This is a genomic window from Lamprobacter modestohalophilus (assembly GCF_016583905.1).
Classification (GTDB): domain Bacteria; phylum Pseudomonadota; class Gammaproteobacteria; order Chromatiales; family Chromatiaceae; genus Lamprobacter; species Lamprobacter modestohalophilus.
On sequence record NZ_NRRY01000011.1, the window covers coordinates 51998 to 74674 of the forward strand.

The following is a 22677-nucleotide window of genomic DNA, read 5'->3' on the forward strand; positions in this document are numbered from 1 at the left end:
GCCCGAAAGCCGGTGCTATAAAGCGATAAGGAAGAGCGGTGAAGTTTTCAACTCTCAATGATGCCTTCTGGCTTAAACTTTGGTTCAGCCTGAAGTCAGAGGCTGCGAAGAATTACTTGAACTATGTGTGGTGGCTCTTGGAGCCTGCCCTGCATGTGGCGGTGTTTTACTTTGTCTTTGGACTGATTTTTCAACGGGGCGGGGAAGGCTTTATCGCCTTTCTGTTATGTGGGCAGATACCCTATCTGTGGTTCTCACGGACTGTCAACAACGCAGCTGGCTCAATCCTGGGCGGCCGCGGTCTCATACAACAGATGGCAATTCCGACAGCATTTTTCCCGGCAGTGGTAGTTGGAAAAGACGCATTAAAACAAACGGTGGTTTTTGCGGTATTACTGTTATTCCTTGCCACCCAGGGTGCTCAACCTAGCTGGATGTGGCTGACGCTACCTGCCGTTGTCTTCACGCAGCTCTTGCTCGTCACTGGAGGGGCGCTGTTAGTCGCAGCAGTGACACCCTTCGTTCCCGACGTTCGCTTCCTTATTCAGGCGGGAATGATGATGCTACTTTTTGCATCTGGCATCTTTTACGACTACAGTGAGCTCTTAAGCGAGCAGCAACAATCCTTTTTCCTGATGAACCCGGTGGCAAATCTCATCGTATCCTATCGCAACGTCTTGCTACACGGAGATTGGCCGAACTGGCCAGGGCTATTCTGGATATCGATGCTAAGCGGTGCCTGCATTATGGGCATGCTCATCTTCTACAGACGCGCAGCGCCAGTATACGCTCGACTCGTCGTTGAGTAGGAATGATGACTGACATGCCTACCACTGCTCTAGAGCTCCGTGATGTTACCCTTGAGTATCGGATGAGGCGCTCTTTCTTTAGACATAGTTTCCGTCGTGCCCTCGACGGAGTGAGCTTCGATGTCGAAAAAGGTGAAACGGTCGGTATCATCGGCGGAAATGGGAGTGGAAAATCAACGTTGCTGCGCGTACTCGGCGGTATCTATCGGCCCAATAGCGGACACATCGCCTGTTGGTGTGAAAATATCATGATGTTGTCGCTTGGCCTTGGTTTCGATCCCGAGTTGTCAGGTCGGGATAACGCACTGATAGGCGGTGTATTGCTCGGCGGCAGACGCCGAGAGGTCAAGCAAAGAGTCGATCAAATGATTGCGTTCGCTGAACTTGAGGAGCAGTCAAAAGATCCGGTCAAAACCTATTCGTCTGGAATGAAGGCTCGCTTAGGTTTTTCTGTGGCATTGACCATGGAGGCAGATCTCCTATTAATTGATGAGGTGCTAGGTGTTGGAGACCAAGCGTTCCAGCAGAAAGCAAAGGCTGCGATGTTGTCGCGAATCAACTCGGAGCAAACGGTAGTCTTTGTGTCACATTCGCTTGCAATGGTGACTCAGCTGTGTAACCGCGTTGTTTGGCTAGAACGGGGCAGGGTTCGACAGCAGGGTAGCGCAGTTGATATTGTGGAGGCATATAAGATTGAACAACAAAACAAGACGTAGCCGCGATAGTCGCCGTTCAACGAGTTATTTGGTAAGCACGGTGGAGCAACTTGCATGGAGATAATTGTATGCGCGTTCCCTCCCGGCCGGTGGAAGACGCTTTCGCCAATGATGCGCGATCTGACTGGAGCGGATGTCGCGCTGCGTCAGATGGACACCCTCGCAGAATCAGTGAGGCGCGCGCCTGGTAGCATTGTTCTTCTCTTTTTCACGCGTGCGGCGACTGCACTGGCAGACGGGCTACATCTTAGCGCGGAGCCAGAGCAGTTTATGCTGGACTGGCAGACAGAAATCAAGGCAATGCTGGCCTTCTATCGTCGCCATCGCAGCCAGACGCTTTTGCTTGATGCCGAGCGAGCTTGCGCGAGCCCTGACATCGTGGCAGCTGGTCTAAAGCGTCTCGGGTACGACCATGCGAGCGCAAACCAGGCCACCCCCTGCCTGAAAGAACAGATATCGATCCTAGAACACTGGCTCGCGAGACGCTTACTAGAAGGAGACGTCACAACGCGCCTCGTCGAAAGTGAGCTGGAAGCTTGTGCGCTTCCCTTGCCGGCGGGAGAGAAGATCGATCTAGATGATCCAAAGACACTGTGGGCGAGATATCGGGTCGATCGACGGGCGGCGTCAAAGTCCGTCGAGACATTAAAGAGCACTGCGGATACGTCTAGCAGCAAGCCTCCTCAGCAGGTTGTGACCGCGGAGGCGACGGAGACTCCAGCAAAAGACAAACAGATAGAAGCGCTAACTGCGGAGAAGATTGACCTCACTGAAGAAAACGAACTGCTGCTCCTGCAATTACATCAAGTCCAAGAGGAGCTCGAAGCTCTATTTCTTCAGAACCAAGAGCTACAAGCAAAGGCAAACTTAAGCTCTGAGCCGATGGCGAAACAGGAAGGTAAGAGCGCTGCCAAATCGAGCAGTAATCCGCTGATTCGTTATCTCCGGCATGGCCGAAAAGAAGGGCACCGCTCCAAGCGGTAGGCCACCGAAGTGCTGTCTGGGCGATCAAGCCTTCAACCAAAATTGCCGGTTTTTATATGACTACCATCGATACTCTCATTCATCTTGGCGCAGGGTCTGGCCAAGATCTCCAAGAGCACCTGGCGCTTCAACCGCGACAAGTCATCCTGGTTGAGGCCGATCCAGAATTGGCGCAGCAGCTGCAAATGAAGGCTCAGGGCCTGGAACAGGTCAGCGTTCGAAACCTGGCTGCAGCTGCCACGCCGGGCCCTGTCACGTTCTTTCGCTATAATCTACCGGGGGCAGGCGCTATCCATCCTGCGGCCGCCCTAAACGACTTATTTCCAGGTATTAGGGAGCGCGACGCGATACAGCTCTCGGCTATCGGCATCTGCGAACTGATCGCGTCACTTGGCCTCTCAGCAGATGCTGATCATGCGCTCGTGTTAGAACTCGCCGGCGAGGAATTGGCCAGCCTAAAAGCGTTGCTCAACTGCGACCTGTTACACGTTTTCGGATCGGTTTCGGTCTTCTGCGGGAGGCAGCCGCTTTACGAGAACGGAGCCAGTGGGCAAATGATCAGCGATTGGCTGGAGGACCAGGGCTTCGCGCTTGTTGAGCGGGACGAGACAGAAGACCCGGACCGGCCTAGGTGGTCGTACAAGCGCAATCCTTTAAAGATTGAGTGCAGGGCGTTAGAAGCTCAACTCGAGCAATCCAAACGCAATAAGGATGATATTGCCACCGATCGAGACCAGCAAGCCAAACTCGCCGCCGAACGCCAAGCCCGCATCGAAGAGCTCACAACTGCACTCAATGCCGCGAAAGCAGAAACGCAAAAGCAGTCGCAGCGAGCCTCCGATCGAGACCAGCAAGCCAAACTCGCCGCCGAACGCCAAGCCCGCATCGAAGAGCTGTCCGACTCTCTCTCTGCTCTCCAACGCGACAACGCAATGCTGCTTCGCATGCAAGCACTGCGCGACGCCGACCTCAAAGACCTACAAGGTCGGTACGCGGAAGTCGTCGATCAAAAAGACCGACAAACCAAGCTCATCACGCAGCTCACTGAACGGCTAACCGTCGCCTCCAGCTACCTCCAACAGCTAAACCTCGACCAACTGGAAGCCGCACAAACCGACCTGAGCTCACAGGAGGGCACAACCACAGAGAGCCAGTCCAAATCGCCCGCTCACAAAGAGTCACCCGAGGCCCTGAAGGGAGCGCGTCCCACATCGAAACGCACCAATCGCAACCGCACCCAATGACCATGGAACAGCTTCCAAAAGTCCATAGGCGGGAAGTGAGTGAAAGCGCGGCCCAATTTCGTGCGGCCATCGACAGCGCGCTCGAACTGGTCCAGGACTATACGGGCAACCCCGTATCCGAGCATAGAGATCTTTCCCAGCCCCTCCCCAGCTTGCTCCAGCAATGCCAAAACCTGCTAGCAGAGGCCCAGGTCGAAGCTCCCCTGCCCGTTCGCACGCTCCACCATCTTGCGTGCAGTGGAGGCACCCTGATCAGCCGCTGTATCGCCGCCCAACCAAACACCCAGGTGCTTAGCGAAGTCGACCCCCTCAGTCCTTTTGTCCCCAGCGGTTTTCTGCCCACAGACCTGATTGGACTCAGTCGCTTTAGCTCTCGTCCTGCGAACGCAGACACCCAGATCGAAATGTTCCTCGCGGGGCTACGGGTGCTGTATGGAACAGCCACGCAACATGGGCAGCATCTAATCCTTCGTGACCACAGTCATGGCCATTTCAGCTTCGGCGCAGCTGTCACTGACCGGCCCACGCTGCATGAGATCGTCAGCCGTGCCTTTCCCGTCAAGAGTATTGTCAGCGTGCGTCATCCGTTGGATGCTTACCTGAGCCTTCTAGACAGCGGGTGGGTGCAACACTTCAGTCCAGCCACCCTAGATGAATATGCCCGTCGCTCGCATGCCTTCCTTGACGCCTACCAGAACGTCGAACTGATCCGTTACGAAGACTTCGTCGAAGACCCGCCAACAGTCATGCAGACAATCTGCGCAACCCTGTCGTTGGACTACAACCCGGACTTCACAGAGACGTTCGCTGCCATCACGCTTTCTGGAGACTCGGGCCGTCGCGGGGACTTCATCAGCCCGCGTCCGCGGCGCCCGCATCCTCCTGCCATTGATCAGGAAGCCGAAGACTCAGAAGCCTTCCAGACCTTGCTCAGCCGCCTTGATTACCACCGCAAGGCAACGGCAAAATCTGAATGAGCAGTTTTAGTTGTTTCCGCGCCTAAAACGGCACAGCAGCGCTCAACCTTACAGTCTGCTGGCTTGCCATGAAGCGCTTTCCAGCAATAGTGGCCGACATGTGCTCAGCCTGGCACGCGCACTCCATGCGACTGGTCTCAACGTTCAAATTGCAGCGCCAACGTGCACAGCCACGGAACGTCAAGAAGCGCACCCGCTGCTCCTCACGAGCTTCACCGATCGTATTGCTCCAAGAACAGCTCAAGCGCCGGCGCTAATCCATCTCTGGACCCCGCGAGAGCGCATGCGGCTGTTCTATGTCGAGCTCTGTCGACGTCATCGCTCGCGCATTCCCTATATCGTTCATCTCGAGGACAACGAACGACTCGTCACCCAGAACCGTCTTGGCCTCAGCCAGATTGACTACCAAACAATCGCCGATGGACGGCATAAATTGGACAACGTGGGCGCCGCTGTCATGCACCCACGAAAAGGCACCGAGTTTCTGCGTGGAGCTGTCGGAATCACCGCCCTAATCGATAACCTGCTCGAAACCCTTCCAGTGTCATGCCCAAGCCAAGTATTTTGGCCAGGATATGACCCCATCTTTGAAAATCCCAGTCCAACGGCCGCGCTGCGCTTGCGCGCGCAGCTTGGTCTCACTCCACAGCAGCGCCTCACCGCATACACTGGTAACGTCCATACGTCCAATCTAAACGAAGTCCGCCACCTTTACCAAGCCGTGGCCCGCATCAATCAAGCCGGCCAACCGCTCCTACTCTTACGCACTGGTCAAGACATTGTCCCGCCTGTCAGTCGCCACGAAACGGATCTCACCAGAAACGTCATCCATCTCGGCCAGCTTCCACGCCAGGATTTACCCACCTTACTTCGTACCAGCGACATCCTGATCCAGCCCGGTGAAGTTGACGAATGGAACCTTTACCGTGTTCCATCGAAACTGCCGGAGTATTTAGCCTCGTCTCGGCCAGTGCTGCTCCCACGCGCTAACCTTGGCACAGTGCTAACCCACGGCAGCAACGCGCTGATTGTTGATGTTGGTGATGCGCAGACAATCGCAGAAACGGTCCTCGACTGGCTTCCGCGCACAAACCAGCTCCTTAAGATCGGAATCCGTGGTGGCCTGTTCGCCCGACGGGAGCTATCTTGGGAGCAAGCGGCCCAGAAGGTTGCTAAACTTTACGAACGCGCGGCCACCTAGCTCCTTACCAAGTAGCACCTTAAAGTCACAGTAAGCACCTCCGACGCTGCGCCCATAACTAACCCTTAGGTTAGGCTGGCCTGACCAAGCACCTAAGTAGAAACACCTCAATCAAAACCACGCCAACATGCCCAAGAAAGCCCTCATCACCGGCGTCACCGGCCAAGACGGCAGCTACCTCGCCGAATTCCTCTTAGAGAAGGGCTACGAAGTCCACGGCATCAAGCGCCGCGCCTCGCTGTTCAACACCCAGCGCGTCGACCACATCTACGAAGATCCGCATCAGCAGAATCAGCAATTCGTCCTGCACTACGGCGATCTCACTGACACCTCCAATCTGACGCGCATCATCCAACAGGTGCAGCCCGATGAGGTCTACAACCTCGGCGCCCAATCCCATGTCGCGGTCAGCTTCGAGGCCCCCGAATACACCGCCGACGTCGATGCCATCGGCACCCTGCGTCTGCTCGAGGCCATCCGCTTCTTAGGCCTCACCGACAAGACCCGCTTCTACCAGGCATCGACCTCCGAGCTGTTCGGCCAAGTCCAAGAGGTCCCGCAGCGCGAGACCACCCCGTTCTACCCGCGCAGCCCCTATGCCGCCGCCAAGCTCTACGCCTACTGGATCACCGTCAACTACCGCGAAGCCTATGGGATGTACGCCTGCAACGGCATCCTCTTCAACCACGAGAGCCCGCGCCGTGGTGAGACCTTCGTCACCCGCAAGATTACCCGCGCCCTCGCCAACATCGCCCAAGGCCTCGAGCAGTGCCTGTATCTCGGCAACATGGATGCGCTGCGCGACTGGGGCCATGCCAAAGACTACGTGCGCATGCAATGGCTGATGCTCCAGCAGGAGCAGCCCGAAGACTTCGTGATCGCCACCGGCGTCCAGTATTCGGTCCGCCAGTTCGTCGAATGGACCGCCGCTGAGCTTGGCATCAGCCTCGAATTCCAAGGGCAGGGCCTCGATGAGCAAGGCCTCGTCACTGCCATCGCTGACCCCGAGATCGCCCCCGCGCTCAAGGTCGGTGACGTCATCGTCTGCGTCGACCCACGCTATTTCCGTCCTGCCGAGGTCGAGACCCTGCTCGGCGATCCGACACTCGCCCGCGAGCGCCTCGGCTGGGTGCCTGAGATTACCGTCCAAACGATGGTCGCCGAGATGGTCGCCGAAGACCTCCAGAGCGCGCGGCGCTATGCCCTGCTCAAGGCCCACGGCCATGCGATCCCGATTGCGCGTGAGGATGGACGCTGAGCCATCAGCCAACGCATGAGCCCAAGCATGAGCCAAGCAGACGCCAAGCCCGTCATCTTCATCGCCGGCCACCGCGGCATGGTCGGCAGCGCCATCGCCCGCCAGCTGCAAGCCCAAGGTGACGCCGAGCTGCTCACCGCCAGCCGCAACGAGCTCGATCTGCTCAACCAGCAGGCCGTCAACGCCTTCTTCCAACAGCATCAGATCGACCAGGTCATCATCGCCGCCGCCAAGGTCGGCGGCATTGAGGCCAACAACAGCCTGCCGGCCGAATTCATCTACCAAAACCTGATCATCGAGGCCAACCTGATACAGGCCGCGCATCAGGCCGACAGCCAACAACTGCTGTTCCTCGGTTCCTCCTGCATCTACCCGCGCGAAGCCCCGCAGCCGATGGCCGAAGACGCGCTGCTCACCGGCCCACTCGAGCCGACCAACGAGCCTTATGCGATCGCCAAGATTGCTGGCATCAAGCTCTGCGAGAGCTACAACCGCCAATACGGGCGCGACTACCGCAGCGTCATGCCGACCAACCTCTACGGCCCCGGCGACAACTTCCACCCCGAGCACAGCCACGTCATCCCGGCGTTGCTCAGACGCTTCCACGAGGCCACCCAAGCCAACGCCCCCGAGGTCGTCATCTGGGGCACCGGCACGCCGAAGCGCGAGTTCCTGCATGTCGATGACATGGCCACCGCCTGCCTGCATGTGCTGAATCTGGACATTGAGACCTATCAGGCCAACACCCAACCGATGTGCTCGCACATCAACGTCGGTACCGGCGTCGATGTCACCATCCGCGAGCTGGCCGAGACCATCGCGGAGGTGACGGGCTACCAGGGCAGGCTCCGCTTCGACCCGAGCAAGCCCGATGGTGCCCCGCGCAAGCTGCTCGATGTCTCGCGGCTCACCGCGCTTGGCTGGCGGGCGCACTATGACCTGGAAACCGGGCTGAGGCAGGCGTATCAATGGTTCTGCGACAACCTTGATGCCTTTCGGCGCTAAGGCGATGACCAAGCGCGCCATGAAATCACCGGCACCCACCACCGAGACTCGGCGCGAGCCGACCCACGACAGCGGTTACAAGCTCCTCTAGGCCCACGCCGCCATGGTGCGCGACCTGCTCACGGGCTTCGTCCCCGGCGACTGGGTCCGCAGCCTCGATCTCAGCACGCTCGAGCGCTGCAGCGGCAGCTACGTCACCGAAGACCTACGCGACCGCGCCGACGACCTCATCTGGCGCCTACGCTGGGGCGAGGACTGGCTCTACGTCTACCTGCTGCTCGAATTCCAATCCACCATCGACGCCTGGATGGCGGTGCGCATCCAGACCTATATTGGCCTGCTCTACCAAGACCTCATCCGCGCCGAACAGCTTCAAAAAGCCGTTTGGTTCGGGCGGGTGTTCCTGCCCAAACGTCTACCCGGGGTGTCGGTCACCCCCATGAGCGATCTCAGCGAGGTCTATCACATGCTTGCCGATAACGTTGAAACCTGGACTGATCAATGGAAGCAGCAGGGTCTGGAGCAAGGCCTGGAGCAAGGCCATGAAACCACCCGGCACATCCTTTCCCGCTTAGCCCGCCGCCGCTTTGGCCCCGAGGTTGCCGAGCAGAGCCAGCCCCTGCTGGCCCGCATCAGCGACCCCGATCAGCTCGAAGAGCTCGCCGATCAACTCCTGCTCAGCCCCGATGGCGACACCTGGCTTACCCAGCTCAAGCGCGCGTCTTGAGCCATCCCCCGGTGCAAAAAGCCATCGGCAATCTGCGCGCGATGAGCGCCGATGAAGAAGAACGCTACTGGGTCTAGACGGACCCTCAGAGACGCCCAGATCGCCCAAGCAACCGGGCTCACACTTGCCCAAGTCGAAGCCTTGCGTGCGGTCAAGCCGCGCGGCTAAACCCACACTATGAATAAAGACGCCCTCCGTAGAACGACGTTACAATGTCGTGTCGAGCGCGCAGTCAGGGCGTCCAACCCTAACAACCGCCAGCAGATTCCAGCCAGTTCAGCTTGAAAAAAAGCAGTCGAAGAGCCAAAGACCAGGCCGTACATGCCGAAAACCGCCCTCATCACCGGCCAAGACGGCAGCCGCATCACCTGGCTCAAAAACCGCCACGCCGGCGAGCGCTGCGTACTCGTCGCCAATGGTCCCTCGCTCAACCAGATGGATCTCTCCTTCCTCAAGCGAGAAACCAGCATCGGGCTGAACAAGATCTTCCTTGGCTTCAAGCGTTTTCGCTTCTACCCGCGCTACTACGTCGCCATCAACGGCAAGGTCATCGAACAGGCCGCAGACCAGATCAAGGCCCTCAACTGCGTCAAATTTATCAGCCGTGACGATGCCAAGGGCCGCATCCAAGAAGACGCACTCACGCATCTGATCAAGACCCACGCCTTCCAAGTCGGCGAGGACGGCAGCCAACAGCCCGGCTTCTGCCACGACATCGCCACCGAAGGCGTCCACCAAGGCTGGACGGTCACCCACGCCGGCCTGCAGATCGCTTATCATCTCGGCTTTGCCGAAGTCGTGATCATCGGTCTTGACCACCGCTTTGAATACAGTGGCAAGCCCAATGAAGCCAAGGTGATGGAAGGCTCTGACCCCAACCACTTCTGCCCGAACTACTTTGGCGGGGGGCAAACCTGGGACAACCCGGACCTCGAGCACTCCGAAGCCTCGTTTCGGCTCGCTCGGCACGAATATGAAAAGGCAGGGCGGCGGATTATTGATGCAACCTTGAATGGCGCTTGTACTGTGTTTGAGAAAGTTGACTATAAAACACTGTTTCAACTCAATGGCTGAAAATGGCAACCTCAAAATCTTTTGACGTCGCGGCAAATTCGCTCTTGGCTGCAGTTCATCATGCAAAGAAAGATCAGTATGCGGCTTGCCTGACACATGTTCGTGAAGCTATCGATAACCAACCGGCACGTCGTTTACTAGCTGAAGTGGCAACGAAAGGAGAGCTGAATGCGCTTGGCCGCCATATCAGCCTGTCGGGCTCGGTCAATTTTGGGCCCGCAGAAACCTTGATACGACGGTCGTTGGCAGCCACGCCGGCAAGACCACCACGACCTGCTAATACAGCAATGCAGCCCGATTATTGGAACACGCCAGAAGAACTACAAACGGATACGATTGCTGGTTTGATTGAAAAGCGCTCTAAAACGCTGAAGAATAATGCTCGAAAACTGTCAATTCAAACACGCGCGGCGAATCGGCCAGCGCAGCCGCTGATCGTCTGCGCCCATCACAAATCTGGTTCAAACTACACACTCAAGACTTTTCGCGCTTTGGCAAAGGCTTTTAATTTGCGGTTATGGCTGCGTTTCTACGATACAGTGGAGCCTGAACAGGGGTGGGATATCTGCTTGCATCAACATAGTCGCGTGTTGGATGTCATGACTACTGAGAATTTTCGAGGCTGGCATTGTATTCGTCACCCGAAAGCATTGATTTACTCTGCGATGCTCTATCATCAAAAGTGCTCTGAGCCTTGGGTCGATGTCCCTTTAGAACGTTTCACATCCGAAACATTCTGGGCGGCCAGTATTGGTGAAACATATAATATAATTAAGAATCCAAATGTGACAATGAACGTGAAAAAGAAAATTATGAATGAGGGATCAACGACGCAAGGGGGTCCAAGTTTTGAGCATTATGACTCCGGGTACGATTTAAACGGTGCGACTTACCGGGAATTTCTTAAGTCCTTACCAACAGTTCAGGATAAGCTTATTTTTGAAATGCGGGCTCATTCGCAAGGGGTTATTCGTGATATGCTGGCGTTCCCAAAGGATGATAGATTTATCACAATCAAGCTTGAAGATATATCATTCGATGAGAATATGAGTGCTTTACTGGCTGCTATGTTGGGTCTGGGTTTTCATGGGGATGGTTTAGTGCATTCCCTTCTTTCTTGTAGCGCGAACTGTTTATGGAATACGGGTGTAGAAAAGTTTTCAACGCACGCCACGACAGGCATGTCTCCAATATGGAAGAATTTTTTTGTCGGAAATGTTGATGAGCAATACTGCGAACTTTATGGTAATGCAGAACATATTTTAGGATACATCTAGGATAAAATTAGAGAGAAAAATAAAGGAAAGATATGCTACTTGTTGCGATCCCGAAGAGTGCAAGCACTTCTCTGATGCATACGTTGGGGAAAGTGCATCACTTGAAATACACGATGCACTTTGAATGGGCGGGAAGTTTGTGTGATGGGCATGACGCCTACCATTGTCAACACAACTTTGGTTGGGAGCTGAATGAAAAAGTCGCAAATTTTCTAGCTGACAGGGATATCCTTTTCAAAATTCATATTTTTCCGTCTAGCAATAATCTTGCGCTGCTAAAAAATCAGAAGAAAGTCGTTCTTTTGAGAGCGCCGGAGGACATTGTAATGGCTTACCGGAGAGGCGCTGAAACAGGTGTGTATCGGTCTCGATTGAACGCATTCTCAGGCTGCAACACAGAGCGCGAATGGATGGAGGCAGCAATTAGTTCTGGGTTGTACGACAGTCTGCTGTTTTTTCACAACAAATGGAAGGCCGAAACAGATAATGTTCTTCATGTCGACTTTGAAGATTTGGTGAGGTTTCCTAAGTTAATATTAAATAAAATAGAGGTATTTTGGGGGTTAAAAGTGACTGAGACCTCACAACTCGAGAAGCACAAGTATTCTCGGTCAAGTTCAAATTTCAAAAGCCCCCTTGATTTGTTAACCCAAGTTGAAGCCAAAGAAAAGCAGAATCCGCTCTTCGTGCAAGGAAAGTGGATAATAGATGACGAGAAATATTAATTTGCGACTCAGGCGGTATTGTTTGTGAAGATTCTGAATGTCGTTATTACCGGCGCTACTGGTGGCATCGGCCAATCATTGGTTGCCACTTTCATCGAAGCCGGATTCCACGTCATCGCCACTGATATTGCGGCCCAACCGGCTGACCTCCCTTGCAATCACTATATTCAAGCGGATCTCAACAGGGTAGTCGAAGATCAGGCTGCTATGCAGGACCTGATAGCAAGCATCCGCGCCGCGCTCAAAGGCCAAGGCCTGACTGCCATAATCAACAACGCCGCCGTCCAACACCTCGGCGCCACCGAAGACCTCCAACGCAGCCACTGGCAACAAACCCTCAGCGTCAATCTCACGGCCCCCTTCCTGCTCACCCAAGCCCTACTGCCAGAGCTTGAAGCCGCCCAAGGCTGCGTCATCAACATTGGCAGCATTCACGCCCGGCTCACCAAGCGCCGCTTCGTCGCCTACGCCACCAGCAAGGCCGCGCTCGCCGGACTCACCAGGGCGCTCGCGGTCGATCTCGGGGGGCGCGTGCGTGTCAACGCCATCGAGCCCGCCGCTATCGAAACGCCCATGCTTAAGGCCGGCTTCGCCAACAAGCCCGAGCTTTACCAACAGCTCGCCGACTGCCACCCGCAGGGCCGCATCGGCCAGCCAGAGGAGGTCGCCCAACTGGCGCTTGCACTCGCAGGCCCGCAGATGCGCTTTATCAACGGCTCTACCATCGGGCTTGATGGCGGCATCAGCGCGCGCCTGTTCGACCCCGACTAACGCCTAGCGTTATACGCACATTTGCGGGACAATACGGCAATTCGTTAAAGAGCAGACGTGGCAGACTTTCTGGGACCACGCAACGCCTAAATCGGCGGTGTCCGAGCCACCGAACGTCCCGCACAGTCTGCTGACGGCACCCGCAACCCGACCAAGGACCGAATGGAACGCACAGCCAGAATCCCCATCCAGATGCTCGGGCAATCTGGCTGCAAGCTGAGTCTCCCCCAGGGCACGCTCTACCTCGACCCCTACCTCTCCAACTCGGTCGAAGAGCTCGACGCCCCCGACCTCAAGCGTCTCGTTCCCATCCCATTCCCACCAGACAGCGTCACCGACGCCGACTGGGTGCTGCTCACTCATGAGCACATCGACCACTGCGACCCGCACAGCATCCCCAAGCTGGCCCAGGCCTCACCGCAAGCCCGCTTCATTGCGCCCAGCCCGGTCTGCAGCATCCTGCGCGACTGGGGCATCGCCGAGACCCGCATCCAAGGCGCCGCGGAAACCTGGCACGAGCTCGCCCCCGGCCTCAAGCTCCGCGCCATCCCCGCCGCCCACCCGGAGATCGAGCGCGACGCCAACGGCCAGCTCGCCTATGTCGGCTATCTGCTCGACCTCGCCGGCAAGCGCCTCTACCTCGCCGGCGACACCGCGCTGCGGCAAGAGATCATCGACATCCTCAAGGCAGAAGGCCCCATCCACACCGCCTTCCTGCCCGTCAACGAACACAACTTCTTTCGCGGCCGGCGCGGCATCATCGGCAACATGTCCATCCGCGACGCTTTTGGCCTCGCCGAAGAGATCGGCGCCAAACAGGTCGTCGCCGTGCACTGGGACATGTTCGCTGCGAACGAGACCACGCCCGAAGAGATCCGCGCCGTTTACAACCGGCAGCGCCCCAACTTCAGCCTGCTGCTCTCGCCCAGCAGCCTCAACCTGGCCGATGCGCGCATCAGCATCATCATCCGCACCCTCAACGAAGGGCGCCATCTCGACGCACTGCTCAACCGCATCGCCGAACAGCAGACCCAGGGCCTAGGCCACGAGGTCATTCTGGTCGACTCCGGCTCTACCGACGACACCCTAGCGATTGCCGAGCGCCACGGCTGCCGCATCCTGCACATCAGCCGCGAAGACTTCTCCTTCGGCCGCTCGCTCAACCTCGGCTGTGCCGCGGCCCAGGGCGACCTGCTAGTCATCACCAGCGGCCACTGCGTCCCGGTCGACCAGCACTGGCTGCAGCGCCTTTGCCAGCCGTTGCTGGAGAAAGGCGCCGACTACAGCTTCGGCCGCCAACTCGGCGGCGAGCACAGCCACTACAGCGAAAAGCGCATCTTCAGCAAATACTTCCCTGCTGAACGGCACAACGGCCAGAAAGACTTCTTCTGCAACAACGCCAACGCCGCCCTCTGCTTCGCCCAGTGGGAGCGCCACCGCTTCAACGAAGATCTCACCGGCCTCGAAGACATGGAGCTGGCCCAACGCCTGGTGCAGAGCGGCGGCAAGGTCGCCTACGTCCCAGACGCGACGGTCTACCACTACCACTCCGAGACCTGGGCCAAGGTCCAACGCCGCTTCGAGCGCGAGGCCCTGGCCCTGCAGCGCATCATGCCGCAGGTGCATGTGAGCCCGTTCGACGCCCTGCGCTACCTCAGCACCAGCGTCTACAAAGACTGGTGCAGCGCCTGGCGCGAAGGCTGCTGGCGACATCACGCGCTGGACATATTGCGCTACCGCTGGCATCAATACCTCGGCGTCTACAAAGGCAACCACCAGCACCGCAAACTCTCGCACCGCGAGAAAGAAAAATACTTCTTCCCTGAATGAGAGAAGCTGTCGACATGTCCGCCACTAAACCCCGCACCGTCGCCCTGCTACCGATGAAGGCGCACAGCGCCCGCGTCAGCGGCAAGAACTTTCGCGACTTCTGCGGCAAGCCGCTGTTCCGCTGGATACTCGACACCCTGCTCAGCGTTGACGAGATCGACCAGATCGTCATCAACACCGACGCCCGCGACATCCTCGCCAGCCACGGCCTGGTCGACACCGACCGCATCCTCATCCGCGACCGCAAGCCCGAGATCTGCGGCGACTTCGTCTCGATGAACCTGGTCCTCGCCGACGACCTCGCCAATGTCGACGCCGACCTCTACCTGATGACCCACACCACCAACCCGCTGATGAAGGCCGAGACCATCCGCGGTGCGCTCGCCGCCTTCCGCCAAGCCCAGGCCGAGGGCCGCGCCGACTCCCTGTTCACCGTCGACAAGATCCAAACCCGCTTCTACCGCGCCGACGGCTCCCCGGTGAACCACGACCCGGACAACCTCATCCGCACCCAGGATCTTGAGCCCTGGTTCGAGGAGAACTCCAACCTCTACATCTTCACCCGCGCCAGCTTCGCCAAGACCCAAGCCCGCATCGGCAAACAACCGATGATGTACGAAAGCGCCAAGTTCGAGTCGCTCGACATCGACACCCCCGCCGACTGGGACTTTGGCGTCGTCGCCGCCCAATACCTGCTGGAGCAGCCAGCATGATTGACCGCCAAACCATCGAATCCGCCGCGCACCGACTGGTCGGCGCAGCGCGGGCTCCCATGAAGGTAATCCTCTTCGGCTCCTATGCGGTGGGGCGAGCGCGGGATGACTCCGACCTCGATCTGTTGGTGGTCGAGCGTGAGCTGCCGGCGCCAGCGGATGAGTACAATCGGCTGCGTGGCGCGATTGGCGCGATTGGGGTTGGTGTGGACTTGTTGCTGTACTCTCAGCAAGAGTTTGAGCGGCGCCAGCATTGGCAAACATCGCCGGTTTATGATGCCGTCCGCGAGGGCCAAATACTGTATGAGCGTCCCGCGTGATGAAGCCCAGCAGTTGCTTCAGGCCGGTGAGCGTGATCGCTTGTCGTTTCAGTTGCTGGCGCAAACCGGGCGCGCCCCCCATGAAACCCTGGGTTTTCTGGCACAACAGGCGTGTGAAAAGTTTATCAAAGCGGTCATGGTGCTCGGCGCGGTTCGCGTGGTACGAACCCATGATCTTGAGTATCTGGTCGAGCTCGCCCAAGCCGGTGGGGTGACGGTTCCTCTTTCCGTACAGCAGCTCAGGCAGCTCAATCCCTATGCCGTCGCGTTTCGGTATGAGAGCTCGGGGCAGGTCTGGTTGAGTGAGACGGAGGCGGAAAACATGGTCGAGGTTCTGCATCAATGGGCGCGAGAAACATTTTCAAGCAATGAGGTCTAGTGGAAAGCCGATGAACATTCTTGTGACCTGCCCACCGATGCTCGGCATGATCGACAGCTTCCAGGACCTGTTCGCGCAGCATGGCCTGACGGTGACCGCGCCCAAGGTGGTGCAGACCCTCTCGGTCGAAGAGCTGATTGAACTGGTCCCCCAGCATGACGGCTGGATCATCGGCGACGACCCCGCCACCCGCGCCGTGTTCGAGGCCGGCCAGGGCGGGCGGCTCAAGGCCGCGGTGAAATGGGGCATCGGCGTCGACAACGTCGACTTTGCCGCCTGCCAAGACCTCGGCATCCCCATCACCAACACCCCCAACATGTTTGGCGCCGAGGTGGCCGACATCGCCATGGGCTATGTCATCGCCCTCGCGCGCGAGACCTTCGAGATCGACCGCGCCGTGCGCGCCGGGCACTGGCCCAAGCCGCGCGGCATCTCGATCGCCGGCAAGACCGTCGCCCTGGTCGGCTTCGGCGACATCGGCCGCAACGCCGCACAGCGGATGCTCGCCGCCGACATGCGCGTGATCGCCTATGACCCCTTCGCCCCGGACGCCCCCGAACTGAGCGCCGTCGAGCGCGCCGACTGGCCGCAGCGGTTGCCCGAGGCGGATTTCATCGTCGTCACCTCCGCGCTCACCGCCTCGAGCCGGCATCTGGTCAACGCCGAGACCCTAGCGCTGGCCAAGCCCGGAGTGCGGGTGGTGAATGTCGGGCGCGGGCCGGTGATCGACGAGCCAGCGCTGGAGGCAGCGCTCGCGTCGGGCCAGGTGTATTCAGCGGCCTTGGATGTGTTCGAGATCGAGCCGCTGCCGGCAGAGTCGTCGCTGCGTCAGCACCCGCGCTGTGTGTTTGGGTCGCATAATGCGTCGAATACGGCGGATGCGGTGGCGCGCACCAGTGAGATCGCGATTGGCAAGCTGGCGGGATTTCTTGCCGAGATCAGTCGAGAGGGATGAAATACCGATTGCTGCGGCGGCGGGAATGGATTATTTGCTCACTTGGAATCTCAAGCACATCAATAACGCACAAACCAAAGGCAAGATTGTCGCAGTTGTTGAGTCACAGGGATTTGAATGCCCAGTATTGTGTTCGCCAGAAGAATTAGGAGCCGAGATATGGTCGAAGACCCTATCGTTGCTGAGATTCGTCGTTTTCGCGATGAACATGCTGAAACATACGGCCACGACCTCAAACGCATTTGCCAAGCGTTGCGTGAATTTGAACGAGTTTCCGGGCGTCAAGTCGTGAGCCGGAAACCGAGACGCTTGCGGACAAAACCGGCGAGTGCAGAGACAGCGTATTCACCCGTCTCGGCAAACAGCCAATGATGGTCGAGCGAAAAATTGGGGTCTGCCCCCTTTAATTAGTGGTGAATGTCGGACGCGGGCCAGTAATCGACGAAGCGGCGCTAGAGGCCGCGCTCCAGTCTGGAAAAAAAATGGTAGACTATAAAGATGCTTCGATTTGTGACAAAAGAGCAATACTGGAAGGTGTTGGACGAAGGTGTAATGCAAGACGTGCATGAATATAAACCATGGCATTTAAAAAACATACAGGATGCTATTGCTTTTTCTTGGTTATTTGATAAGGAAGACTTGAGTATCGCCGAGGTTGGTGCAGGAGATTCGCGTTTAGTTCCTGCGCTTTCAAAGAAAAACAAGTGTGCTGTCATTGATGAATATAAAGGCGTAGGAAATGGCCCTAAGAAAAAAATAAATGCACCTGGCGTTGACTTCTTTGATTGCATGGTGGGGTCGAGTCAAGGTGTGATTGCTAGTGGTCTCTTTGATGTGCTGTTTTCAGTAAGTGTTATAGAGCATGTGCCGACGCGAAGATTGGGCGGTTTTTTTGCGGACTGTCACCGATTGTTGAAGCCCGGTGGGTTGATGGTGCACTTGATTGATGCTTATGTGAGTGATAAGGATGATGGTAATTGTGAGCTTTGGAAGGTTGTTTCTGAATATATAAAATGCTTGAATGGACCACTATTCTCGCCGGTTGGTGAATTACCAATTAGCAGAGAATCCGATTTAGCTTTTCGAACAAGCTATGCCACCAACCCTGACTCAATGATGAGACGATGGAATTTAAGTTCCCCGGCGCTGACTGAAAAAAGAAAAGTTTTTCAATCTTGCGCCATAGAATTTGTGTTAAAGAAAAACAGTTAATAATTCAGTTAGTAACGGTTCTTTATTTATGTGAATTTCTACATAAATTTTGCGCAGCCAAAAAGTTTAGCTATAAAGCAATAATTTACAATTATATGGCTATAAATCCAGATGTATAATTTGGCTTTTGAGCCGTTACTTAACAACTTCTTTCTGTTGCTCGACGATCAGCCCTCGGAAGACTTTGGCGCCGGGTGCGAGGAAAATATTCGTCCGCTCTAGGAACGGATGAATCAATGCCAAGCGCTGCGAAAGATATTCCAAAGCAACTTCATACCGAGATTGACGCGATTCCAGCCCCTTATCGGGGTTTGTTATTGCGATTGATGCACTATTTACTTACCCGCAGCGCCTCACAAGACGACTAGCATCGGCGAACATTATTAAGAGGCAAATCAATGACCGAAGAAAAGCGGCCGCCATTAGCCTTCATACACATTCCAAAAACCGCTGGTACCTCCGTTGTCAAAGCATTAAAAGACACATTTGGAGACAAAAATATATTTTACGCCTGCACGAGCGAACAAACCGCGTATTTCCGAGACATGTCCTATGAACAACTGATTAACTATGACGTCGCGGGTGGACATATCCCACAGCGTACGTTTCTAAGAAAATTGCCTGGCAGTCAGTGCTTTACTGTTATTCGGGATCCTTACCAAAGGGCCGTATCAATATACAAACACTTCAGTACAAAACCGCAACATAAGTATTACAAATTGAACTGCCAGATGAGTTTTTCTCAACACCTTAGGTGGTTAAGCGAGAATCAAGATATCGCTTATGAAATGTCATAAAGTTATTATCTAAATGAGCCCAGCGAGGTTAGTCTTTATACAACAGAGGGCCTTGATGGAATGATATTGAAAATGGCTGAAGAGAGTTCCCTTTCCGTAGTGCCGCAGGCTGTGCCGATGCTCAATGTGATAAACAAAAATGTTTCCGTGGCTGACCTTGATTATCATCTTATCGGTGAAATATACCAAAACGACCTGGCACTTTTTAACCAAGTCAAGAGCAAAATGATCGACACAAATGCGTGAGTTGAATGGGAAAAACTGAGTTTTAAACATCAGGGTCTGACCCCGACAACTTTAATTTGAAAACAACGTCACGGCCACACGACCACGCAACCACACAAGAATCGCCTAACATCCAACATCTATGCGAAACAAAAGCGACGCGACGATGCTGATTCTCGGGAATGGTCCTTCGTTGAAGAAGGAGTTTTTCCCGCTGATCAGCAATACCCCCTGTCTCGGCATGAATGCAGCCTACCGGTATTGGCAGCGTATTGGCTGGTATCCCGAGGCCTATTGCTGCCTGGACAACCAAGTCGTGTTGTCTCATGCCGATGCGATTCGTGACCTGATCGAGAACCAACACTGCCGGTTCTTCTTCCTGCATCCCAACTTCCTTGATCGACATCCCGACCTCGCCAACGCCTCGGGCGTCTATTTTTTACCCCAACTCATGGCCGGGGAGAGCAACCCCGCGCGCTGCACAAAGTACGGGCTCCATCATACTCCGCAGCAGCACTTCCGCACCACGCAGCCACGCAAGCTAACCACTGGCGCCTTTGCGGCACGTTTTGCAAACTTCCTCGGCTATCGCAAACTCGGTCTGATTGGCATCGACTGTCGCTACACGGAGATCATCAACGAGGCAAAGAAGCGCGGCGGCATCTCGCTAGAGATCGGTGTCACGCCGCAGCGTAACCCGAATTACTTCTTCGATGATTACCAAGTCCGCGGTGATGTCTACAACATCCCCAATCCCGATGGACACGACGGCAACCTGCACCTGCAGGCCCTGGAGGCCCTGCGCGACGACATCGCCACGTTCGGACTCGACATGGAGGTGCAGGTGTGCACGCCGGAGTCGGAACTCTTCGATCAGGGGATCTTTCCCTACCAGCCGATCACGGATTTCGTCTCCGGGCCCAAACTCTCCGCGGTTTTCGTCCCCTTTGTCAGTCACGATCTCGAGCGCCTGACGCAGACCCTAAAACGCTGGGGCGACCGAGAATTCGCCCCCTACCGCAGCCTTCCCAAGGCGCCCACTGTCGAGTTGCACTTGGCCTTCAACGGGCAGCCGAGCCCGGAGCTCGAGGAAACCCTATCGCGGGTCTTCTTCGATGCAGGACTCTGCGGTTACTTCTCCGGCCTGCATTTTCACTACTCGGCGCTCGAAGGACTGCGCGATCTCTACACCCGCAAGTTCCAAGGGCCAGTCGGTCCCGAGGGCTACATGGCTGGGCCCAACAATCAGTTCTTCGACATTATTCAAAAGTTCTCCGTCGGCATGTCGCACATCGTGCTGCTCGAGCCCGACGCCATCCCCATTCGCGCCAATTGGCTCGCCGCGATTGAAGATCTCGTCTGCGGCTCAGAGCGATTCTGGATCTGTGGCAGCCATTACCGTGGCATCGCCAAGATCCACGCCTTCTCCCACATCAATGGCAATGCCATCTACAACGTCGGCGACCCGGCATTCCAGCGCTTCATCGGCGACACGCTCAAGCCCCACTTCCTAGCCCGCGTCCGGGAAGTCCCGCGGCTGTGCTACGACGTCGCGATCTACGACCTTTTCGAAGAGGTCTTCACCGGTGTCGCCGACGCGCAGGCATTCGGCCGATGGTCCGCCGTCGCCCATCGCTTCCGCTTCTCAGAGGTCGTGGTCGATGTCTCGCATCCGCACGACCGCCTCCCAGACGCCTTGCTCTCATTGCGCCAGGCGCGCAGCAAATACCCGGACGCCTACCTCTACCACGGTGCGATTGCAAAGATCGAGGAGACCGCGCTAAGCGGGGTCTTCGTCGGCGCCAGCCACCGGGCGCCGAGTCCGTCCGCAGGCGTGACCCTGGTCATGATCGACCCGGACGCGCTCGGTCAGTTCGGCCACTATCTCGCCTACGACGACCAATTAGACGCAGCCCTTCGCCCCTACGCTGACCGCTTCGTCGTGCTGGCCAATAAAAAGCTGCCTGCATCCATCACCGAGAGTCGCCGCTACTTTCTGCCGTGCCTGACCGACCATTCATGGACGCTCGGCAATCCGAAGGCCAAGCCGCAAGCGGCCAATGCCGCCGGCCTGAAGCGCTTCCAGGCCGAGGTTGTGCAGGCGATTCAGGACCTGCGCCAGCGCCAAGGCGTCGGCGCGGTCCGGTTGTATATGTACTGCGCGGGGGTGCCGCATGCGCTGGCAATGAGCCACATCCTGGACCAATTGCCGCAGATCACCGGCGTGGTCAATCTGTTCTATCTACCGTTTCATCCGTTTCACACCGAGCGCAGCGCCTTCGCCAAACAGTGGCTACCAAGCCTGCGCGCGCTGGCGGCCGATGCGCGCCTGACCGTCAATGTGCCGACGGATAACCTAGCCCAGGCGTTGCGGGACCTCTATGGGCTGGAGCTCGCTGCCGCCCCACATCCGAGTCCGACCATCAGCGATTCGCTGTTCGCCCGCCTGCAGCGAGACCGCGCTGCGGCCCCCGAGCCCCGCGACCAGCGCACAACCGTGCTATTTCCTGGGGCGCCCACCCAGGGCAAGAATATTGAGGTCGCTGTCGCCGCCGCCAATCACCTTGTCGCGACGCGAAGCGAACGGCGGGTTGTGATTCGCGATCTACGCCGCGACAATACGACGCCACAGCAAGTGGCGCTGTTCGAGGCCGCCGACTCACGGCTGGAACGGCTCAAAGGGCAGCTGTCGAATCGTGAGTTCTTGCGACTGTTCCAGTCGGCCGACATCCTCGTTCTCCCCTATACGCCTGAGGGTTTCCGCTATCGCAATTCAGGCTTATTGATCGACGCGGTGTATTGCGGGAAGCCAGTCGTCGTGGTCAAGCAAACCTGGCTTGGCGACTTCGTCGAACGCTACGGCTGCGGCGTGGCGATCAACACGCTGAGTGTCGAGGCCATTGCGGCGGCGGTCACGCGCATCGAAGCGGACCTTGAGCGCTTCTCCCAACGCGCGGCGGCGGCGGCAAAGGGCTACTACCCGACCAATTCCTGGGACGGGCTGGCGCGTCTCGTCATGAGCGAAGGCAGCCCGCGCCGTAAGAGAAGTCGGCACTGGTCCGTTTCTAGATGGCTGGCGGGGCTCTTCACCAGCAAGGGCGGCTCGCGCGGTGCAGCCAAGCCCGTCGCCGCAGCCGATGCGCGACACCGACCCGCACTGGCCGACAAAACGGCGCCGGGCAACAGGGCGCCGGGCAACAGGGCAGGCTTGCGGACCGAAGCCCCCCTCAGTCTGGCCGAGGCCAACCGTCTCCTGCGCCTGGGCGAGCCCGCCGCCGCCTTACCGATGTACCTGCAGCTGCATGAACAGCAACCCCTGAGTATCTATGCCAACAATGCCCTTCATGCCGCGCGCAAGCTGGGCATGACCGACATCACCAGCATCGACCAACTGCGTAGGCAGTACCGAGACGAGAAACGGCCGAAGGTGGGCACCTAACCAATCCGTCACTTGACGCACCGCACGCGAGTCTCTACG

Annotated in this window: 23 protein-coding genes; all 23 read left to right on the forward strand. The window is 57.1% G+C overall.

Going from position 1 to position 22677, the window contains the following annotated elements; genetic code table 11:
- Nucleotides 1-38 precede the first annotated feature (38 nt).
- The 23 genes from CKO42_RS08905 (at nt 39) to CKO42_RS09015 (ending at nt 22638) form a co-directional block, all read left to right on the forward strand.
- Nucleotides 39-809: an ABC transporter permease gene (locus tag CKO42_RS08905; protein ID WP_200242362.1), complete on the forward strand. Its 771-nt coding sequence runs from the start codon at nt 39-41 to the stop codon at nt 807-809.
- 5 nt (nt 810-814) lie between these two features.
- Nucleotides 815-1525: an ABC transporter ATP-binding protein gene (locus CKO42_RS08910; RefSeq protein ID WP_200242364.1), complete on the forward strand. Its 711-nt coding sequence runs from the start codon at nt 815-817 to the stop codon at nt 1523-1525.
- 108 nt (nt 1526-1633) lie between these two features.
- A complete protein-coding gene (locus CKO42_RS08915) occupies nt 1634-2509 on the forward strand; it encodes a hypothetical protein (RefSeq protein WP_207148691.1) in 876 nt (291 codons plus the stop codon).
- A 56-nt stretch (nt 2510-2565) separates the two neighbouring features.
- Nucleotides 2566-3753, forward strand: a complete 1188-nt coding sequence (locus CKO42_RS08920) for a class I SAM-dependent methyltransferase (protein ID WP_200242368.1) — start codon at nt 2566-2568, stop codon at nt 3751-3753.
- Nucleotides 3750-4730, forward strand: coding sequence for a sulfotransferase (locus CKO42_RS08925; RefSeq protein ID WP_242479242.1), 981 nt, complete (start codon nt 3750-3752; stop codon nt 4728-4730). Before CKO42_RS08920 ends, CKO42_RS08925 begins: the two co-directional genes overlap by 4 nt.
- Nucleotides 4731-5013: 283 nt before the next feature.
- Nucleotides 5014-5931: a glycosyltransferase gene (locus CKO42_RS08930; RefSeq protein WP_200242370.1), complete on the forward strand. Its 918-nt coding sequence runs from the start codon at nt 5014-5016 to the stop codon at nt 5929-5931.
- A 127-nt stretch (nt 5932-6058) separates the two neighbouring features.
- Entirely contained in the window at nt 6059-7189 is a 1131-nt protein-coding gene (gmd, locus tag CKO42_RS08935; protein ID WP_200242372.1) for a GDP-mannose 4,6-dehydratase, read from the forward strand.
- A gap of 27 nt (nt 7190-7216) precedes the next feature.
- Entirely contained in the window at nt 7217-8194 is a 978-nt protein-coding gene (gene fcl / locus CKO42_RS08940) for a GDP-L-fucose synthase (protein ID WP_200242374.1), read from the forward strand.
- A gap of 103 nt (nt 8195-8297) precedes the next feature.
- Nucleotides 8298-8921 carry an Rpn family recombination-promoting nuclease/putative transposase gene (locus CKO42_RS08945; RefSeq protein WP_242479243.1) on the forward strand — a complete coding sequence of 208 codons (624 nt, stop codon included), beginning with the start codon at nt 8298-8300 and terminating at the stop codon, nt 8919-8921.
- A 321-nt stretch (nt 8922-9242) separates the two neighbouring features.
- The gene (locus tag CKO42_RS08950; RefSeq protein WP_200242377.1) at nt 9243-9995 is read left to right on the forward strand and encodes a 6-hydroxymethylpterin diphosphokinase MptE-like protein; all 753 of its coding nucleotides are present in this window, start codon (nt 9243-9245) and stop codon (nt 9993-9995) included.
- A gap of 2 nt (nt 9996-9997) precedes the next feature.
- Nucleotides 9998-11272: a hypothetical protein gene (locus CKO42_RS08955; protein ID WP_200242379.1), complete on the forward strand. Its 1275-nt coding sequence runs from the start codon at nt 9998-10000 to the stop codon at nt 11270-11272.
- A gap of 32 nt (nt 11273-11304) precedes the next feature.
- Nucleotides 11305-11997: a hypothetical protein gene (locus CKO42_RS08960; protein ID WP_338034882.1), complete on the forward strand. Its 693-nt coding sequence runs from the start codon at nt 11305-11307 to the stop codon at nt 11995-11997.
- Between the two features lie 24 nt (nt 11998-12021).
- Nucleotides 12022-12768, forward strand: coding sequence for an SDR family oxidoreductase (locus tag CKO42_RS08965; protein WP_200242384.1), 747 nt, complete (start codon nt 12022-12024; stop codon nt 12766-12768).
- A 162-nt stretch (nt 12769-12930) separates the two neighbouring features.
- Nucleotides 12931-14598 carry an MBL fold metallo-hydrolase gene (locus CKO42_RS08970; protein WP_200242386.1) on the forward strand — a complete coding sequence of 556 codons (1668 nt, stop codon included), beginning with the start codon at nt 12931-12933 and terminating at the stop codon, nt 14596-14598.
- 14 nt (nt 14599-14612) lie between these two features.
- On the forward strand, nt 14613-15311 hold the full coding sequence (locus CKO42_RS08975; protein ID WP_242479244.1) for an acylneuraminate cytidylyltransferase family protein: 699 nt from the start codon (nt 14613-14615) through the stop codon (nt 15309-15311).
- Nucleotides 15308-15631: a nucleotidyltransferase domain-containing protein gene (locus tag CKO42_RS08980; RefSeq protein ID WP_200242388.1), complete on the forward strand. Its 324-nt coding sequence runs from the start codon at nt 15308-15310 to the stop codon at nt 15629-15631. Before CKO42_RS08975 ends, CKO42_RS08980 begins: the two co-directional genes overlap by 4 nt.
- The gene (locus CKO42_RS08985) at nt 15615-16010 is read left to right on the forward strand and encodes a HEPN domain-containing protein (protein WP_200242390.1); all 396 of its coding nucleotides are present in this window, start codon (nt 15615-15617) and stop codon (nt 16008-16010) included. Before CKO42_RS08980 ends, CKO42_RS08985 begins: the two co-directional genes overlap by 17 nt.
- A 10-nt stretch (nt 16011-16020) precedes the next feature.
- The gene (locus tag CKO42_RS08990; RefSeq protein ID WP_200242392.1) at nt 16021-16965 is read left to right on the forward strand and encodes a phosphoglycerate dehydrogenase; all 945 of its coding nucleotides are present in this window, start codon (nt 16021-16023) and stop codon (nt 16963-16965) included.
- Between the two features lie 25 nt (nt 16966-16990).
- On the forward strand, nt 16991-17257 hold the full coding sequence (locus tag CKO42_RS08995; protein ID WP_200242394.1) for a hypothetical protein: 267 nt from the start codon (nt 16991-16993) through the stop codon (nt 17255-17257).
- Between the two features lie 218 nt (nt 17258-17475).
- The gene (locus CKO42_RS09000) at nt 17476-18177 is read left to right on the forward strand and encodes a methyltransferase domain-containing protein (protein WP_200242396.1); all 702 of its coding nucleotides are present in this window, start codon (nt 17476-17478) and stop codon (nt 18175-18177) included.
- A 398-nt stretch (nt 18178-18575) separates the two neighbouring features.
- Nucleotides 18576-18974 carry a sulfotransferase family 2 domain-containing protein gene (locus tag CKO42_RS09005; RefSeq protein WP_200242399.1) on the forward strand — a complete coding sequence of 133 codons (399 nt, stop codon included), beginning with the start codon at nt 18576-18578 and terminating at the stop codon, nt 18972-18974.
- Between the two features lie 72 nt (nt 18975-19046).
- Nucleotides 19047-19220: a hypothetical protein gene (locus CKO42_RS09010; RefSeq protein WP_200242401.1), complete on the forward strand. Its 174-nt coding sequence runs from the start codon at nt 19047-19049 to the stop codon at nt 19218-19220.
- Between the two features lie 145 nt (nt 19221-19365).
- Nucleotides 19366-22638, forward strand: a complete 3273-nt coding sequence (locus CKO42_RS09015; RefSeq protein ID WP_200242403.1) for a glycosyltransferase — start codon at nt 19366-19368, stop codon at nt 22636-22638.
- Nucleotides 22639-22677 lie beyond the last annotated feature (39 nt).